24 protein-coding genes are annotated in these 14404 nt (G+C 51.4%); 1 reads left to right on the top strand and 23 read right to left on the bottom strand.

The genetic code is table 11. The features are described from left to right. Window positions 1–33 precede the first annotated feature (33 nt). The 22 genes from INF61_RS19605 to INF61_RS19500 form a co-directional block, all read right to left on the bottom strand. On the bottom strand, window positions 34–384 hold the full coding sequence (locus tag INF61_RS19605) for an HNH endonuclease (protein ID WP_072205168.1): 351 nt from the start codon (window positions 382–384) through the stop codon (window positions 34–36). Then, entirely contained in the window at window positions 384–974 is a 591-nt protein-coding gene (locus INF61_RS19600; protein ID WP_193548027.1) for a hypothetical protein, read from the bottom strand. The genes INF61_RS19605 and INF61_RS19600 overlap by 1 nt, the downstream gene beginning before the upstream one ends. Continuing rightward, the gene (locus INF61_RS19595; RefSeq protein WP_193548026.1) at window positions 956–2413 is read right to left on the bottom strand and encodes a glycosyltransferase family 2 protein; all 1458 of its coding nucleotides are present in this window, start codon (window positions 2411–2413) and stop codon (window positions 956–958) included. The genes INF61_RS19600 and INF61_RS19595 overlap by 19 nt, the downstream gene beginning before the upstream one ends. Before the next feature lie 17 nt (window positions 2414–2430). After that, window positions 2431–2658 carry a hypothetical protein gene (locus INF61_RS19590; RefSeq protein ID WP_193548025.1) on the bottom strand — a complete coding sequence of 76 codons (228 nt, stop codon included), beginning with the start codon at window positions 2656–2658 and terminating at the stop codon, window positions 2431–2433. Window positions 2659–2668: 10 nt separating this feature from the next. Next, window positions 2669–3580: a DUF1983 domain-containing protein gene (locus tag INF61_RS19585; RefSeq protein WP_227413517.1), complete on the bottom strand. Its 912-nt coding sequence runs from the start codon at window positions 3578–3580 to the stop codon at window positions 2669–2671. A 284-nt stretch (window positions 3581–3864) separates the two neighbouring features. Beyond that, window positions 3865–4146 (bottom strand): hypothetical protein, encoded by a 282-nt coding sequence (locus tag INF61_RS19575; RefSeq protein ID WP_096151856.1) that lies wholly within the window; start codon window positions 4144–4146, stop codon window positions 3865–3867. After that, window positions 4143–4337, bottom strand: coding sequence for a hypothetical protein (locus INF61_RS22940; protein ID WP_227413516.1), 195 nt, complete (start codon window positions 4335–4337; stop codon window positions 4143–4145). Before INF61_RS22940 ends, INF61_RS19575 begins: the two co-directional genes overlap by 4 nt. Further along, window positions 4294–4566 (bottom strand): hypothetical protein, encoded by a 273-nt coding sequence (locus INF61_RS19570; RefSeq protein ID WP_126542746.1) that lies wholly within the window; start codon window positions 4564–4566, stop codon window positions 4294–4296. Before INF61_RS19570 ends, INF61_RS22940 begins: the two co-directional genes overlap by 44 nt. Before the next feature lie 217 nt (window positions 4567–4783). Further along, window positions 4784–5413, bottom strand: coding sequence for a glycoside hydrolase family 19 protein (locus tag INF61_RS19565; protein WP_126542748.1), 630 nt, complete (start codon window positions 5411–5413; stop codon window positions 4784–4786). Beyond that, window positions 5413–5694 carry a phage holin family protein gene (locus INF61_RS19560; RefSeq protein ID WP_058645254.1) on the bottom strand — a complete coding sequence of 94 codons (282 nt, stop codon included), beginning with the start codon at window positions 5692–5694 and terminating at the stop codon, window positions 5413–5415. Before INF61_RS19560 ends, INF61_RS19565 begins: the two co-directional genes overlap by 1 nt. After that, the gene (locus tag INF61_RS19555; protein ID WP_126542749.1) at window positions 5681–6076 is read right to left on the bottom strand and encodes a phage holin family protein; all 396 of its coding nucleotides are present in this window, start codon (window positions 6074–6076) and stop codon (window positions 5681–5683) included. Before INF61_RS19555 ends, INF61_RS19560 begins: the two co-directional genes overlap by 14 nt. A gap of 153 nt (window positions 6077–6229) precedes the next feature. Further along, the gene (locus INF61_RS19550) at window positions 6230–6808 is read right to left on the bottom strand and encodes a DUF1133 family protein (protein ID WP_193548024.1); all 579 of its coding nucleotides are present in this window, start codon (window positions 6806–6808) and stop codon (window positions 6230–6232) included. 12 nt (window positions 6809–6820) lie between these two features. Further along, window positions 6821–7810, bottom strand: coding sequence for a DUF968 domain-containing protein (locus INF61_RS19545; protein WP_193548023.1), 990 nt, complete (start codon window positions 7808–7810; stop codon window positions 6821–6823). Beyond that, window positions 7807–8196 (bottom strand): RusA family crossover junction endodeoxyribonuclease, encoded by a 390-nt coding sequence (locus INF61_RS19540; RefSeq protein ID WP_193548022.1) that lies wholly within the window; start codon window positions 8194–8196, stop codon window positions 7807–7809. Before INF61_RS19540 ends, INF61_RS19545 begins: the two co-directional genes overlap by 4 nt. Continuing rightward, window positions 8193–8513, bottom strand: coding sequence for a LexA family transcriptional regulator (locus INF61_RS19535; RefSeq protein ID WP_193548021.1), 321 nt, complete (start codon window positions 8511–8513; stop codon window positions 8193–8195). The genes INF61_RS19540 and INF61_RS19535 overlap by 4 nt, the downstream gene beginning before the upstream one ends. After that, window positions 8510–8737, bottom strand: a complete 228-nt coding sequence (locus INF61_RS19530; protein WP_044703894.1) for a hypothetical protein — start codon at window positions 8735–8737, stop codon at window positions 8510–8512. Before INF61_RS19530 ends, INF61_RS19535 begins: the two co-directional genes overlap by 4 nt. Further along, entirely contained in the window at window positions 8734–9393 is a 660-nt protein-coding gene (locus tag INF61_RS19525) for an MT-A70 family methyltransferase (protein ID WP_193548020.1), read from the bottom strand. The genes INF61_RS19530 and INF61_RS19525 overlap by 4 nt, the downstream gene beginning before the upstream one ends. Further along, window positions 9393–9887: a hypothetical protein gene (locus tag INF61_RS19520; RefSeq protein WP_059443610.1), complete on the bottom strand. Its 495-nt coding sequence runs from the start codon at window positions 9885–9887 to the stop codon at window positions 9393–9395. The genes INF61_RS19525 and INF61_RS19520 overlap by 1 nt, the downstream gene beginning before the upstream one ends. Continuing rightward, the gene (locus INF61_RS19515) at window positions 9884–10762 is read right to left on the bottom strand and encodes a conserved phage C-terminal domain-containing protein (protein ID WP_045338880.1); all 879 of its coding nucleotides are present in this window, start codon (window positions 10760–10762) and stop codon (window positions 9884–9886) included. The genes INF61_RS19520 and INF61_RS19515 overlap by 4 nt, the downstream gene beginning before the upstream one ends. Beyond that, a complete protein-coding gene (locus INF61_RS19510) occupies window positions 10752–10931 on the bottom strand; it encodes a DUF4222 domain-containing protein (RefSeq protein ID WP_063945205.1) in 180 nt (59 codons plus the stop codon). Before INF61_RS19510 ends, INF61_RS19515 begins: the two co-directional genes overlap by 11 nt. Before the next feature lie 240 nt (window positions 10932–11171). Next, complete coding sequence (locus INF61_RS19505) at window positions 11172–11642, bottom strand: YmfL family putative regulatory protein (protein WP_045326188.1); 471 nt, start codon at window positions 11640–11642, stop codon at window positions 11172–11174. Window positions 11643–11667: 25 nt separating this feature from the next. After that, the gene (locus tag INF61_RS19500; protein WP_016530206.1) at window positions 11668–11865 is read right to left on the bottom strand and encodes a Cro/CI family transcriptional regulator; all 198 of its coding nucleotides are present in this window, start codon (window positions 11863–11865) and stop codon (window positions 11668–11670) included. Between the two features lie 92 nt (window positions 11866–11957). On the opposite strand from INF61_RS19500, the gene INF61_RS19495 reads away from it, so the two are divergent. Beyond that, entirely contained in the window at window positions 11958–12617 is a 660-nt protein-coding gene (locus INF61_RS19495) for a S24 family peptidase (protein WP_193548019.1), read from the top strand. Between the two features lie 424 nt (window positions 12618–13041). Here the strand turns inward: INF61_RS19495 and INF61_RS19490 are convergent, their stop codons facing one another. Continuing rightward, window positions 13042–13542: a super-infection exclusion protein B gene (locus INF61_RS19490; protein ID WP_193548018.1), complete on the bottom strand. Its 501-nt coding sequence runs from the start codon at window positions 13540–13542 to the stop codon at window positions 13042–13044. Window positions 13543–14404: the final 862 nt, after the last annotated feature.

Below are 14404 nucleotides of genomic sequence, written 5' to 3'. Positions count from 1 at the left end.
CTCCCCCTTTCTCATTTCAAATGAGAAATGATGTCATTTGAGTCTCTCGACCGCTGTCTTCGCTCTGTGGCAGGGCTTGCAGAGGCTTTCGAGGTTGGACAGGTCATCGGTACCCCCATTTGCTTTGGCGATGATGTGGTCCACCGTCTCAGCGGGTGTATACCTTCCATTTCGCAGGCATTCCTGACAAAGGTGTTTGTCTCTGTCGAGAACGATTGGGCGCAGCCTGTCCCACTTGCTGCCATAACCTCGCTGATGCCTGCTCTGTCCTCGCTGATGCTGCTGCCAGCCTTCGTTAAGGTGCTTGGGACAATAGCCTGAGCGGTCTGTGGTTGTGCCAGAACAGCCACGCTTACGGCATGCTCTCGGTATTAACGCAGGCATCAGGCTAACCTCCACGCCCGGCGGCGTTCTGTGCGTGGCGCTGAGTCAGGGTGACGCTCAACCGGCTCGCCGTCAGCATGGTCCACCAGCGAGTAACACGGATAGATCACTGAGCCACCCCATGCATCACCAACAGCGTAATCGGCGGGCTTGCTGTTATCCCAGCGGGATAGCACGCGCTGCACATGCTCAGGCGGGACGCTGTAGCAAACGCCGTGAATGAGTCTCGGCAGCGTGATGTAATCAGCGCGAGTCTTATCAGCCACTATTAGCCGCTCAGCAATCTGCATCTGATACTGTGGCGGCCGCCCGGTACCGAGATAAAAACTCAGCATGTGACACGGGAACCTCGCCAGCCAGTCCTGAGCCTTATAACGAAAACCATCAACGGGTAATGCATCCTCTTCGATGATAATCACTCTGTCTGATTGCTCAGCAGCCCATTGTAGCGCGCGGTGATGATTCCAGTTCGCCCCACGGTCACTGTTATCAATTAGCAGGAAAGCACCAAGGGATTCAGCCAGACGCAACGCTTGCTTATGTCGTGAGTGGTGACCAACCACAACAAACTTCACTTGTGTTTCCACCATGCGGCCTCCTTACCGATACCATCAGTTTTGAAAACGGTATGTACCAGAGGGCCGGTGACCAGCCTGTCAGCGAATGACTGCGCGACAATGCCAAAAGCGATCATATCCCCCACCGCAGCGCCAGCCTGTTCCTTCTTCCAGAAACGATAACTCTCGATCCGGTAGTAAAGACGGATGATGCCGTGAGCGAACGCCATTACATCAGCGCGAGTGCCACCCAGCAGACCAGCGTTAAGCATCACATCGCCGCGGTGCGCTTCAATGAATTCCTGATAGATACGCTCAGGATGATTCTGTTTCGCCCAGGAGTCGGCGTAGGTCTTCGGTTCAGAACCGACATACACCTTCCCGGGTTCCATTTCTTCCCACGGCGCGCGAATCATTTCGACATCGGTACCATCAGTACACCAGACGAACCGGTATTCCGGGTGATCTCGCAGGTGCTGCCAGATGTGCAGCCAGCGACGAAAGTAGACATTCATCTTCACGTCAGGTACGAGATACAGCTCAACATCTGCCGGGGCTGTCAGTAATTCATCCACCAGCGCTATACGCCCACACTGGCGAAGCGAGGCCGCCCATTTGCTCAGCATGTCAGGCGAGGCCACCATTCTCGTGCCGCGCTGCGGGTCAGGCTGACTGGTGAGCAGTGTTGTGATAACCACGTCGCGCTGCTGACGGTATTCAACGTAACCAGTAAATCCGGCATCACGCCGTTCGTTGTGGATCTTCACGTTACGTTCCACCAGCACCTGTCGGTCGGGACGCGGTACCGAACGCTCTACGGCTTCATGCTCATCGAGAGAGTGGATCAGCTTTTCTGAACCGACCACATCACCGTAAGCCCACGTCGTCAGGCCAGCGTTATGGATACGTAGCGCGAGGTCACTGTGTTCATACATACCACGGCCGTATATCGGATCGAATCCACCTACTTTCTCAATGGCGCTGCGGTGGTAATACAGCATCACGCCGCGCTGCCCGGTGTAAGCGATGTGCTTATCATCCCGGCACAGGACCGCCATATCCTTCAGCTTATTCGTTCCTGCCAGATCGAGGAACTGGTAAGCAAGGTGAGGCTCAGGTGATTTGATGTAAGGCAGGTGCCAGTTGTCGGCGATGGCATATGCATCGTCATCCCACAAAAATAAATGTTCGCATCCTGAGTCCATAAGGCATTCAAGGCTGGCATTTTTAGATGCGACAATCCCAAGTGACTTATCGTGCCGGATTAACTTGCACCAATCCGGCACTTTTGCAGGAGGGTTTGACCCGTCATCGATGACGAATACCACTGCGCCGGGAGGTAAATATTTACGATGTTGCTCAAGTGAATTTGCAAGCACCTGCGGCCGGTTGTGGGTAGTAATGGCAATGCCAATCCGTGACGCTGAAGCGCAGGCAGGCACAAACGGGACACCATCAATAGTGACCTGCATAATTTCTCCATCGGGGTTTATTGACTCTTAATGGTGACTTTCCCGTAAAGCGTCTGTCGCTTCACTTCGCCGTACTCCGCCTTAATGTATCCGCGCTCATCGGTCACGGCGGCAATTACCTCGCCTTTTTCATCATCAGCAGTGAATACGTGCTTAACTTCAACGCCATCGATATATACTTTATATCGTTCCTGAGCGAGATTAATTTTCCGCCCCGGATCGTCATCCAATACAGTGATACGCATACACCCACCCTCAGAGTCCACTCGACCGTGTATTCCAGAGGATGCCGCCAGGCTTCAGCGCATTGCGAAGAGCATCGTTCACCGCATCGTGCATCGCCTGTTGCAGGCCAGCTACTGAAGCTGTTTGCGCATCAATCTTTGCCTGGAGGGCTGCGAACAAATCGCTTTCGCGTACGGCGGAGATAATGGCTTCGCGCATCTCATCATTGAGGCTGGTTTTGGTGGCATTATTACCATCAGCGGGATTAGCCTTATCATGACTAATTGCTCCAGGGAAGCCACCAAAAGACAAACCAACATTGAATGTCGTCTTTTCATTATTGCTGGCTGATTGAGCGGCTTCATGCACCGTATAGCGATCGGCCAGAAACTCAACCTTGCTCTGGTCGCCTTCAACACTAAGGACCATACCAGCTTCGTGCGGTTTACCTTTGTCGGCGACGTTTAATTTAACGCTGTAGCTCTTAGACACTACGTCATCGTCGATCTTCGCATCGGTAACGAACACCTCGCCGTTATTAATAATCAGCACCCCGTTCTTTTCGAAAGTCCAGCCATCTTTCAGGACTTTGAATGCGTCGCTGTTACGGATTTTGTCATCCAGTTCATCAACAGCCTGTTGTGCGCCTGATGTGTCCAGCTCAACGCCAATAGTGATTGCGCTGCAATACTGCTTCACACCAAAACGAGTATTGACCAGATGCTCTATAGCAAACGCCTGCCCTTCAGCGGTCAGGAAGGTGAAATAATTTTCCTTTTGATACTCCGTCGCGGTATGGCGTGTTTCAGCGAATCCCAGCTCCCGAAGCTCAGCAGCACCAGATTTAGCTGGCAGGTCACCAGACTGAAGCGCGCCACGGAAAAACAGTGCATAAAGAACATCCGTCGCAGCGCCGGACAACGTAATGATTTTCTGACCCATGATTTATTTCCTTTTAGGCGTGAGCCTGCCGCACGGCAAATCCGCCGAAAGTTAACGGTTTGCCCAGGCTCACAGCTGAAAGACTTTCTTTGATTTGCGCGTGCGATGCGCATAAAAAAAGCCACCAGCGGATGCCAGTGGCCTGGATTGAACCCTACGCTCAATCCGCAATGAATCTCTTCACCGCCACCTGGCGACATTACTTTTACTGTTAACATGCTTCTTCTCCTGCTTCTGGTAATAAAAAAGCCGCGCTATTGCGAGGCTCTATGTGTGTTTTATGGCTAACAGTCAGCATCAGGACGTGCCACAGCACGACATGCCCACATGCAGGCTTCCTGCATTTTGGTGCGTGCAAGAGACAGGCAGCGACCAGCTTCATGCGCCTCAGCAGAATGATTACCAGTCACAGAGAGTTCGTCTTGTACCCACACCTTCTGCTTTTCCAGCAATTGACAGAATTCACGGCTGACTTTCTTCAACTCGTTCATATCTTCAATTTCTTGCGGCCCCAGCGTGCGATATCCCTTTACGGTAGTGCCGTCCTGCGGTTTAGCTTCGCTCATAGTTTTTTCTCAGTTGGTTTCTGGCAGTTAGCCTGCCACGCTTTGTTATGAGCCAGGATGTCTTTCTTGGTCTGGCGGTCCAGCACATCCCAATCGTGCGTTGTCCCGTAGATGGGTTTAACCCAGTCGCAAGCCGTGTCCACTACCTCAACCCTTACGGGTCCAGTTGTCCCGCAGCTCGCGATCAACATCGTCGCCAGGCATATGGTTAACAGTCTGCTGTACATTGCTGGCCTCTTTCGTTGCTTCTACCCGGCGTTCGGCTGCTGCGACCGTTGCCGCTGCATTATCTTTGGTGCGCTGCTGATCAGCTTTAGCCTCTGCTTTGCTGGTGCCGCGGATATGGCCCAGACCAAAGCCACCAGCTGCGGCAACACATATAGCGCCTATAACGCCAATGATTATTTCCAGAATGCTCATGCTGCTACCTTTGGCTCAAACTAGCGAACGTTGATAGGTTCCCCAAACGGAAAGGACCAGTTCAGCCAAGTGAAGGTCTTAAGCTCGCACATGCCGTCAAACATTTCGCCGGGATCGATATCCTCGTAGCTACAGACAATGTGAAGCTCATTCCCCCTGACCTGTAAAACTACAGTGTCTGTTTCCCAACGAGGAATCAGGAGACTTAACCACTTCTTCATACGAGTACCGATTTCGCCAGGTTAAACAGCGCGCAGCGTTTATCAAGCCCGTTTCTGCCGCCATTGATAAGAAGCGTCACGCGCTCCACGTCGCCGGAATGAAGCAGGCAACCGCGGGAGGCAAAGAACCATGCAGCTGAGCGCGCGGCGTATTCATCCTGTTCAAGCAACTCCGGGTGGGTAACGAGGTCCAGTTTCAACGCCTGGCCACAACTGCGGTAGTTGCTCAGGCCGGTAACCTGTTTCAGCCCGCGACCGCGATATTTCCAGCCATCACCGGCAACCTGATTGCCAAGGTGTTCTTTTCCCCAATTACCGCCGTATACCAGATTGGCGATCGCTTTCTGGTTTGCCGTTTGCGTTGCTGTTCTGCCAAGTGCGGCGGCCTGCTGTTGCGTGATGCGGTGGCTGCCGAACGTAGGTACCAGGTTTTCTGCCGCGTAATTCAGGTTCTCCACCAGCCGGGTAAATCTTGTGCTTTCATGCCCCATCTGGGCAATAAACATCGCCTGATCAAGCGGTGCGGTTATGCCGTATTCCTTCATAGCGGCGTCGATATGCGGAAACCAGCGCGCAGCTAAGCCGGCGCTGATACCAGCCGCCCTCTGAAATTGTGTTTGGTTCATTAGTGCCTCAGTACATCAACTAGGCGCGCCATGTTTCCCCGTGCCCAGAGAAGAGCAGCGCAAATCAGGACGTTCACCAGCACCACAAACCAGTGTGATTCGTGATACAGGCCGAACAGGTAACGGAAAGGGACGCTGGCATAAACCAGCACCGTAAAATAAGCCATCAGCGATATCAGAGGACGATGTCTCGCCCCCCCGCGCTGGTAGAACATGAGGGCAAGAACGATCACCCCGCAGATGATGGCATTCGCCATTGCACTCGGATCACTTGTTACCATTGCTGGTCCCTCCTCCACGTAAACGAGAGAGAATTCCAAACAGGCTACCCAAATCCTGACTGTTGACGAACGTCAGCAGCTTAATCGCAATAGCGGCTACGATTACCGCGCCCAGCGCATCAAGTGGCCTGTCGCTATAACCCGTCCATTTCGAAAAGTAAGAACCGAGGAGAGGCGCACCCAGAACACCAAAAATGAATGATGTGATGAAATAGCCCACCAGCTTCAGGCGGCTGATATTTACCGCCGTAGCGACGTAGAACACCGCGCCAGCAAATGCACCAAACACCACGCCGTAATCAATACCGGTTGCCAGGCCAAAGATACTGGCCCCCATGAGACCACCAGCAGCTACCGTAGCGCCAGAAACAGGATCGGACATTTAGCCCCCTCTTTTTGCCGTGAGTCCTCTCAGAACGAGGGGAAACAAAAAAGGCCACCCGGAGGCAGCCCTTAAAAAAAAACCCGCAGCAGTGGCGGGTTTATGTTTTGATTTGTTGCTCAGTACGCTTTACTGTCCCGAGCCTACCACAATTTAAGCACTTTCTTGCTCACTATGCAACTTAAATCTGTCGACATTTGTGCCGAACGCATCACAAAGTGGTGCGTAAAGGATCGATTCTGCAAGACTAACCCATGTATCAATGCGACGACGGCATGTAATAAGGGTCCAGTCGGGGTGTTTTGAATTAAGCTCTTTAGCCATCTGGAGTTTGCTTTTACGCAGACGATGACGATCAACAATCACGCCATACAGCCCACGGTATTCTTCGTTCATCAATACCGCTGCAATAACGCCGTCAATGATTAGCCCCTCCTCGTCTGAGCAGAACGCCAGGCCAGTTTTGTTTTTACTGTCGAGGATTTCACGCAGGTATGCTTCCAGCTCGGGTTTAGTGATGCCGGATTTCTTCATGCGGCGCAGCGCATCGTTGATGGCGGATTTGGTTATTTTCCCGGATGCCAGCAGCTGGTTGAACATGTTTCCGCCCGAGCCACCACCGATATAAGACCAGCGGCCCCACATGCGGAGCTTTCCCTGTACCCAGATACTTTCTAGAGTGCGAAGGCGAACCAACTCGCCGGATTTACCTACTTCTGAAGGATTGATCATTTGCGTCTCCACTTACGCCAGTACGCCGATTGCCAGCGCACGATCTAAAAACCGAAACAGCAGCGTTAACTGGTCGCCGTATTTCGCTTCAAATGCCACGGGATCAGCGTGTAACTCGTCGTGATGCGCTCTGCACAGCGGTATCACAAACAGGTCATGCGCCTTAGTACTCATTCCACCCTGCCCGTGGCCTATCAGGTGGTGGGGGTCGTCTGCCGGGTTATTACAGCAACAGCACTGCTGCGACTTCACCCAGCGGGTGTATTTCTCGTTTTCCCAGCGTCGGCGCTTTGGCCTCAGCATGAAAGATTCCGGCGTTTCAGGATCGACCTTCACCGCCACTATCTTTTTTGCCTTCTCCTGAAAGATTTGCGTAGCCGGTAATGACGGGACAATGTCGCTTTCCCTCATCACTGATCTGTGCTGTTCTGGCTTGATTCTGAGTGCTTTACTCGCCACCGATTCAGGAACAAGGTCAGCCAGATCATTACGTACCATCCACCAGCAGAACTCAGGAAGCGAAAGAGTGTGGTCAGGGCTGAAACCTAAATCAATATTTACCCTTTCCAGCAGCCATTTTACCAGGTTCTGCATGGCAATTCCTGCCAGTCTTTCAGTGGTTTGCTCACGTAAATGGTTATCACATGACCAGCAAAGACGAATGCTCCCCGGAGCGTGGCGCATAACCGTAAAGTCAGTGGCATGCCAGTCAGTGTGAGGCCACTGACATTGAAATTTTCTCTCCAGCCAGGCATCAAGGCTACTTAATCCACCGGCTCGCTGAATGACCCTCTCGTTAACGAAAATAGCCTGCATGTTGGCATCGTCAGTCAGGGGCTGGTGGGCTTCAGGGATTAATCCAGATGGTAGATGCTGTATGGCTTCGGATGGTGGCTCAATAACTACCCTTCCCTGACGGAATAGCCAGAGCAGTTCTGTACCAGGGCGGAACAGAACCACCCCGGACATCGGCGCAATTTCGGGCGTCAGTATGGCTCTCACCCAATTCCTCCCATTGTTGGTTGATGCCTGGTTATCGATATTTCTACCCTTCCGCCATGCACTTTCGGCCCCCACTCCACCAGCATTCTCTGCACCTGGCTGTCATCCTCCCAAATGCCAGCATGCGTAAGCGCATCAAACAGAGCCTTGTTGTAGTTGTCGATGTCGCGGCGGCGGGCATCTGGCGGAAAGAGAAGGATCTCCACCGCAGCTGGTGATGATGATGGTTTTGGTAAGCAACACAGTTGCTCAATGATCGCTGCACATGCCGCGCTCTGGTATGCCCTGCCCTTCTCGCTGATAAGATGGCGGCCTTTTAACGGCCCCTTGTTTGGGGCTCGCCAGTATGTGTTTACGCTCGGTGGGAACGGGAGCACCAGTTTCATAACGTCACTCCCTGTTTTTTCAGCCATTCAACAGCGTTATCTCTGGCCTTATCTCCACCGGATAGCAGGTCTTTGATGATCGTCACTGGTTCTGCATCCCATTTCGTTTTGACGACGGTAATGCCCCTGGCTGCGCCAGGAGCAACAGTGATGTAACCCTTTTTCTTAAGTGACTTCACGTGCGCTACAGCAGCGTTCGGTGATGCGCAGCCAATTAATCCGGCAAGCTCCAGCATCGTAGGTGGGAAGCCAGCCTTTTCGATATGAACCTTGATAGCTTCGAACACTTCATTCTGACGCGGCGTTAATTCGATCATGAATCGACTCCATAACGCCCGTTCAGGCGTCCGATTACGCTGTTAAACATCACCAGGCTTACGCCCATCGGTTTAACCTTCTCGTGGTACTCCTTCAGGATGGGAGGCACTACGACATTCCAGCTTGGCTTTGGCTTCTGCTTTAGGGCTTTTTTGATGGCATCGTTGCATTGACGGGCTACATCACGCACAGCGTTCTCATGCTCGGTAGATAGCTTTTTCATGCGGCGCGCTCCTGTAGTTTTTTCATGGGAACGGCAACTGCCGGTATAAGCTCAACAGCTGGTGATTCAGATTGATTTCCCCAGTGGTCCCAGCCAGGCGCACCGCAACGGCTGAATAGTTCGATGCGTGGAACATCACCGTAAAGCTTCTCCAGACGGAAACGCACCTCTGCCGGCTTCCGGCTGTGCTCACCGAGTGGGCTGTAGATAACCTGCTTGATGCTGGCACACTTGCGTTCCAGTCCATTTCCCCTGGTGGCGATCAACAGGTCTTCGGTATTGGCTCGGGTGTAGTTCCCGCCGTTCATGCGGGTCTGTGCGTTCAGCAGGTCTAAGAAGTCGTAAAAATCCTCTACACGGCCTGCCTGAAGTGCTTTGTTGATATGCTTCTCTGCCAGTAGATTGAACTTCACCCAGGTAAAGCCCTTCATCGTGCGGACCTTAAAGCCCCACGCTTCAGCCAGTTCGATAGCTTCGCGGGTGTGGGTACCGGTGAACCACATAGCCAGAACAGCATCCTCGGCAGCCAGGTCCCAAACCGCGAGGCGCTTCATGTCGATCAGTTTCATCGTGTCGTAGTGATCTTCTGCTGCACCGTTACTGGCTTTGTTGTCATAAAGCCAGGCTGGGTCAGCGTAAATCAGTGAGTATTTCATCAGACATTCCTCGCTCGGCCAGCCAGACACCATGCATCAGAGGGTGCTTTCACTTTCGGCGCCATGCTCAGGCAACGCTGACGCTCAATCAGTATCTTCATCCTCTGCTCTTCGTTCTTAGAGCGATTGAAGGCATCCATCAGAACCGTGGCTGCACGCTGGTAGAGCCCTTTTTCAAACAGGCCTTGAGCCTTATCCATCATTGTGGTCACAGCCGGATTCAGAGCTTCTTCCTGTTCTGGTACAGCTGGTTTATCAGCCCGGTTGATTTTCAGTGCAGAACGCCCCTCGCCAACCTCCCCACCCGGTGCTTTGGCAAAATACTGGTAGCACTTGCCGTTATGCTGGCGGGTTGCGCGATTCAGTTTGACCAGATGGCATACACCGCGCTGAACAGCATGAACGTCGTACTGTGGCATTGATGCCGCAATCTCTTTGTTCGTTAAGCCAGGATTAGCGGCGATGAAAATTTGAATATCTTTCAGAAGGCTCATGAGTTCGCTCCTCTGAAACCTGCCGGGATGACTTTGTCTGGCTGACCGAATTTTAATGGATCTTGTTTGCGGACAGCGTCCCAGTCCTCGCGCTTAGGTCGGCCTTTGCTATTCCAGCGCAACGCGTTCTGCAAATATCCTTCGAACTTCGTTGGCCTGAACAAAGTTGTAGGCTGCATGTGTTCGTAGTATTTCGTGTCTTTCCACTGCTCGTGCTTGTAATCAATAACCAACAGCAACTCATCGTGTGTGAAGTTCTCACGAAGTCTGGCGCGAATATTATCCAGGGAGCTTTTCCCCTTGCGGAATGTCTTACCAGTAACGTCATTGAGATGGTTGAGGATTAAGACTGCCTGACCAGTTATCAAATCAACCTGATTGACACATGCAGTGTCGGGTTGCGACGCAACCTGACAATTAGGTTTTTTATCTGATGGATCAGTAGTTGATTTTACTGACGGATCCCCACCAGATTCTGACGGGTGAAAACTGCCATTATTACTGTTTTTCGACGCATCAAATTTTGACGGGTCGGATTTTGATGCATCAGATTTTGACGCGTCAGATTCTGACAGGTGAGAAAAGGCAGCTGCCTGTAATTTCGAAACATTGAGCTGGTAAACATTCGATGCATTGCGATTGCCTTTACGACGCTGCTGGCGGGTTAACCAACCGTCTTTTTCCAGCTGAGATATAGCTGTGCGAACCGTGCTCTCACCAGCACCAATCTGGCGCGCGATGGTAGCAATAGAAGGCCAGCTAACCCCTTCATCACTGCTGAAGTCTGCCAGGCGCGCCATGATGGCAACGCTGGACAGCTTCATGCCTGAAGAAGCGCAAGCGTCCCAAACGTAACCGGTTAATTTAGTGCTCATGGTCGTCCTTTAACTCTGTAAATTTACGCTGGAATTGCTCAAGAGGGCTGAAGCACTCATGATCGTACCCTTCGCGAAGGTATATAACGCGTCGAGTCTCGGGCTCCCACCTGATGACGTGGACGGTGATGCCTCTGTGGTCTCTGAATCGCCGGTCAACTTCAGCCATTCCTCACGCCCCTTCTCGTTCATCAGTGCAAATGCCTCTACCATCGCGTTCACAGGCTGGTAGTTGTTCTGATCCGCCTGGTTGTTTAATCTCTCCACATAGCCGAACGGGGAATCTTTTCCCACCAGTGGAAGGCATCTGAATTGCTTCGCTGGTCTCAATCGGTTTAAACTGTTCATGCGTTAGTTTCTCCACTGAATACGACACGCCACGACGCCCGGAGCTGCACACTCGCGGGCGTCACTTCTTTTGGCTTTTCTTACGGCTAAACAGCGCGACAATCGCGCGGATCTCTTCTTCACGCGCTGCCAGATGACGGCGGTGATATTCGTTGATTTCTTCAGCTTCATGACGTTCGATTACCCCATCTTCGAGAGCTCTCTGGATCACGGTATCAACACGTCCGCGCGCTGCCGACGTTCTCATAGCACGATCAAACAGGTCGACACGATCAAGGTCTTCAAGTTGAGGAACGTCCACCAGCAGCGCACCACGACGACGGGCAAAGTAATCTGCCAGGAGGGACGTATTCGAGATGTCTTCCATGGCCTCCAGCTCGTTCACTTCAAAGAAGCGGCAGCCATTCTTCTCATACAGGTTGTTATTGAACTGCGTAACTGACATGCCAAGAGCACCGGCCATAGCCTCACGGCCTCCTGGATACACTTTACACATCGCTTTAACTACTTCTTTCAGGCTTGGCTCTACCATATTGATTTTCCCTTTGTAGTTACTTTCAAGCAGCTGAATCTGTAGCCTTTTGATAAAGGCTCGCATCGTACTTAAGCTTGCCTTTCGTAATTCGCTCGATGACGAACGCTTGCTTTTGAGGGATGACCTCACCCCATCGGCAAACTGCCGGGTGGGAAATCCCAAGAACACTTGCGGTTTTTGATACGCCGCCGAAGTGCTCAATGACTTCTGATTTACGCATGGTTCCTCCTGGTTAACTCACGCCTTAAAGGTAACAAAAGGTACATCAAATAGCAAACAACAGTTACAAGGAATCAATGTAACATTGGTTACATGAAAACAGAGATGAAAGACCGAATAAGATCCCGACGAGTCCAGCTCGACATAACACAGCAGACCCTGGCTAAACGCTTAGGCGTCAGCCGTGTTTCCGTAACTAAGTGGGAGAGCGGTACAACCAAACCTGATGGTGAGAACCTCCACCAGCTGGCAATGGCGTTGCAGACAACTCCAGAATGGATTCTTTACGGTCAGGGTATGGAAACGCAGGACGATACAAAAGTTGTTCCGTTCCTTAAGCCCCCAACGGCAGTCCCTATTATCTCCGCTGTTCAGGCTGGTATGTGGACTGATACTTATGCATGCTCAAGGCTTTCTGATGTGATTTCATGGACGCAAACCACTGCAAACGTTTCTGATGAAGTATTCGGCCTGGTAGTTCGCGGTGAGTCAATGACCAACCCTCACGGCCTGCCATCCATTCCAGAAGGATCGATCGTTATTGTTGAACCTCATTATGGCCAACTAGATGACCTCTACGGAAAAATTGTGGTGGCGATACTTGATGGCTCAGCTGAGGCAACGGTAAAAAAGCTTGTTTGGGATAGCCCTTACGCTTACTTAATGCCCCTAAATCCTGCATTTAAACCTATCCCAATAGACGGAAACTGCCGGATCGTTGGGAAGGTAGTTCAGATAACCCAGAACATCTAAGTTATTCATTTCCAATGCCAGATATCCTACTGGCATTTTTTTTCACCCCTTCAGGTAACAAAAAGTACATTCCTCGCTTGACCATTTAAGTAACTAAAGGTACATTTAAATCACACCAAGGGTACTGACAGTTACCTGCGCCGGTGTGGTAGTTAGCAGTACGGCATATGGCACATGATGGGGTGATGATGAGTTCAAGCGCAAACAGGAAGATGGTCGCACTGCCGAGAGGCGTTAAGATTGAGCCACTTTATTCAAAGTGTCCGGAATGCGGGTGTGACCTCACAAAGTTGCCTGCGGATTTCAAGGTTCTACCTGATACGTTCGATGAGCTAATCAGGATGAAACGTCGCAATAGAACCCGAATTGAAAAATTAGTTTCTATAGCTTTTAAAAAGCTGGCTTTGAGGATTAAACGGCTTGGTCAAAGGTAAGAAGATAAATGCCTTAGAATGTGGAAGTGATACTTATCATCAATAACGTAACCTTCCATGTCAGGTCCGCAGTTTAGGGAATAGGTTTTTCTAAGAATACCCTTGTAGACCAGCTGTTCCACTACAGGATTGTGATTTTTAGCATAGACAACGTGACCACCGTTTTTGATGAAAGACAGAAGGCACTGCTTTTCAGGTACTGAAAGCATGCTGACTTTTAAGCGTAAAGCCAGGATTTGAAGCGCGTTTGATACAGATTTGGTAGTGAAGCTGGTCAGCGAAGAAATAAAAAAGCTGACGCAGAGGATCATCAGGTAGTACAGGCTGAATGCTGGAAGGAATTCCGGATTATGAGCGCCAACAGACTGCTTAACAGAGTCAGGCAGAAAAACCGTGAGAATGACGAAGATGATTAGCATGTGCATTAAACGCCTAATGTCTATGTCACGCAGGATCGAGCGCAGTAAGTCCTGCAACCATTTGTTGTCCATCGGCGGAATCCATCACTCTCTGTAGGGGTGAGAAGATTTTAACCGATTTCTCGCTGTAGGGGTACACGAGAACCACCGAGCCTGATGTGGTGAAAAGACAGGCAGCAGTTGCAGTACGGTATATGGCACATGTGCCGCAGCGGTCCGGGGATTCCTTCAAGTATCCAGATCCAGCGGGTAGCCGGAATGTGCAAGCCAGGCAAGTACGACGGCCAGAGACGTTTCACCAGCGTGGCGATCAGGTGTGACACCTCGGAATAGACGAGGATGCAACGTAGAGAGCACTATCTGTGAATAAGTACACCAGATCGCAATGCGATACGTGATACCCAACCGATAGCTGTTTAGAAGCATCATTTAGTGCTCTCAACGTTGTGGTGAATGGCGGGGCTGACCGTCAAACGGTTGAGAAAAGATAAGCAGGCGAAACGTTCTAAGCGAGCATATGGATTGATCGAACGCGGATGGAACGGGCGGTTACGATATTGAAACACCGCGCCACTGAGCTGGAGTTCAGCACCAGCCACCACAAACGAATCACGTTAGGACCGTGGTAAACCGTAGTAGCTGTACCAGATGCTGTGTGTAGTCTTGGCGGTCGGCAGTTTTGAATGTCCTTAATGTCGACCGCCCCTTTTACACAACTGAAAGCGCGTTCTGCGTTCAACTTGAGAGGCCGTAGTCGTTAAATCAACTCAGGAGAACGCGCTTCCAATTGTGGAGAAGCTAACTGGCGGTGGCAGCCGCCCGTTTCACTAAGTGCCCTGGGTGGGTGCTTACTAAAACGAACCCCCTTTATTTTTTGTCGCCAATCGGCGAGGGATTCGTGCAACCAAAATTCAGCGCTGTGCAGAGCGCGTAT

This window comes from Enterobacter cloacae complex sp. P18RS, assembly GCF_014982105.1.
GTDB lineage: Bacteria > Pseudomonadota > Gammaproteobacteria > Enterobacterales > Enterobacteriaceae > Enterobacter > Enterobacter hormaechei_C.
Note: the sequence above shows the minus strand (reverse complement) of the source record. Positions and strands in the feature narration are given on the sequence as shown.

What these genes read in the sequence shown, in the direction of transcription:
- INF61_RS19600 (WP_193548027.1), bottom strand. Translation starts at nt 974, where the DNA reads ATGGTGGAAACACAAGTGAAGTTTGTTGTGGTTGGTCACCACTCACGA.
- INF61_RS19525 (WP_193548020.1), bottom strand. Translation starts at nt 9,393, where the DNA reads ATGAAATACTCACTGATTTACGCTGACCCAGCCTGGCTTTATGACAAC.
- INF61_RS22940 (WP_227413516.1), bottom strand. Translation starts at nt 4,337, where the DNA reads ATGTTGATCGCGAGCTGCGGGACAACTGGACCCGTAAGGGTTGAGGTA.
- INF61_RS19515 (WP_045338880.1), bottom strand. Translation starts at nt 10,762, where the DNA reads ATGAGCACTAAATTAACCGGTTACGTTTGGGACGCTTGCGCTTCTTCA.
- INF61_RS19520 (WP_059443610.1), bottom strand. Translation starts at nt 9,887, where the DNA reads ATGAGCCTTCTGAAAGATATTCAAATTTTCATCGCCGCTAATCCTGGC.
- INF61_RS19560 (WP_058645254.1), bottom strand. Translation starts at nt 5,694, where the DNA reads ATGGTAACAAGTGATCCGAGTGCAATGGCGAATGCCATCATCTGCGGG.
- INF61_RS19505 (WP_045326188.1), bottom strand. Translation starts at nt 11,642, where the DNA reads ATGGTAGAGCCAAGCCTGAAAGAAGTAGTTAAAGCGATGTGTAAAGTG.
- INF61_RS19530 (WP_044703894.1), bottom strand. Translation starts at nt 8,737, where the DNA reads ATGAAAAAGCTATCTACCGAGCATGAGAACGCTGTGCGTGATGTAGCC.
- INF61_RS19540 (WP_193548022.1), bottom strand. Translation starts at nt 8,196, where the DNA reads ATGAAACTGGTGCTCCCGTTCCCACCGAGCGTAAACACATACTGGCGA.
- INF61_RS19510 (WP_063945205.1), bottom strand. Translation starts at nt 10,931, where the DNA reads ATGGCTGAAGTTGACCGGCGATTCAGAGACCACAGAGGCATCACCGTC.
- INF61_RS19590 (WP_193548025.1), bottom strand. Translation starts at nt 2,658, where the DNA reads ATGCGTATCACTGTATTGGATGACGATCCGGGGCGGAAAATTAATCTC.
- INF61_RS19575 (WP_096151856.1), bottom strand. Translation starts at nt 4,146, where the DNA reads ATGAGCGAAGCTAAACCGCAGGACGGCACTACCGTAAAGGGATATCGC.
- INF61_RS19500 (WP_016530206.1), bottom strand. Translation starts at nt 11,865, where the DNA reads ATGCGTAAATCAGAAGTCATTGAGCACTTCGGCGGCGTATCAAAAACC.
- INF61_RS19570 (WP_126542746.1), bottom strand. Translation starts at nt 4,566, where the DNA reads ATGAGCATTCTGGAAATAATCATTGGCGTTATAGGCGCTATATGTGTT.
- INF61_RS19495 (WP_193548019.1), top strand. Translation starts at nt 11,958, where the DNA reads ATGAAAACAGAGATGAAAGACCGAATAAGATCCCGACGAGTCCAGCTC.
- INF61_RS19605 (WP_072205168.1), bottom strand. Translation starts at nt 384, where the DNA reads ATGCCTGCGTTAATACCGAGAGCATGCCGTAAGCGTGGCTGTTCTGGC.
- INF61_RS19550 (WP_193548024.1), bottom strand. Translation starts at nt 6,808, where the DNA reads ATGATCAATCCTTCAGAAGTAGGTAAATCCGGCGAGTTGGTTCGCCTT.
- INF61_RS19535 (WP_193548021.1), bottom strand. Translation starts at nt 8,513, where the DNA reads ATGATCGAATTAACGCCGCGTCAGAATGAAGTGTTCGAAGCTATCAAG.
- INF61_RS19490 (WP_193548018.1), bottom strand. Translation starts at nt 13,542, where the DNA reads ATGGACAACAAATGGTTGCAGGACTTACTGCGCTCGATCCTGCGTGAC.
- INF61_RS19555 (WP_126542749.1), bottom strand. Translation starts at nt 6,076, where the DNA reads ATGTCCGATCCTGTTTCTGGCGCTACGGTAGCTGCTGGTGGTCTCATG.
- INF61_RS19585 (WP_227413517.1), bottom strand. Translation starts at nt 3,580, where the DNA reads ATGGGTCAGAAAATCATTACGTTGTCCGGCGCTGCGACGGATGTTCTT.
- INF61_RS19595 (WP_193548026.1), bottom strand. Translation starts at nt 2,413, where the DNA reads ATGCAGGTCACTATTGATGGTGTCCCGTTTGTGCCTGCCTGCGCTTCA.
- INF61_RS19565 (WP_126542748.1), bottom strand. Translation starts at nt 5,413, where the DNA reads ATGAACCAAACACAATTTCAGAGGGCGGCTGGTATCAGCGCCGGCTTA.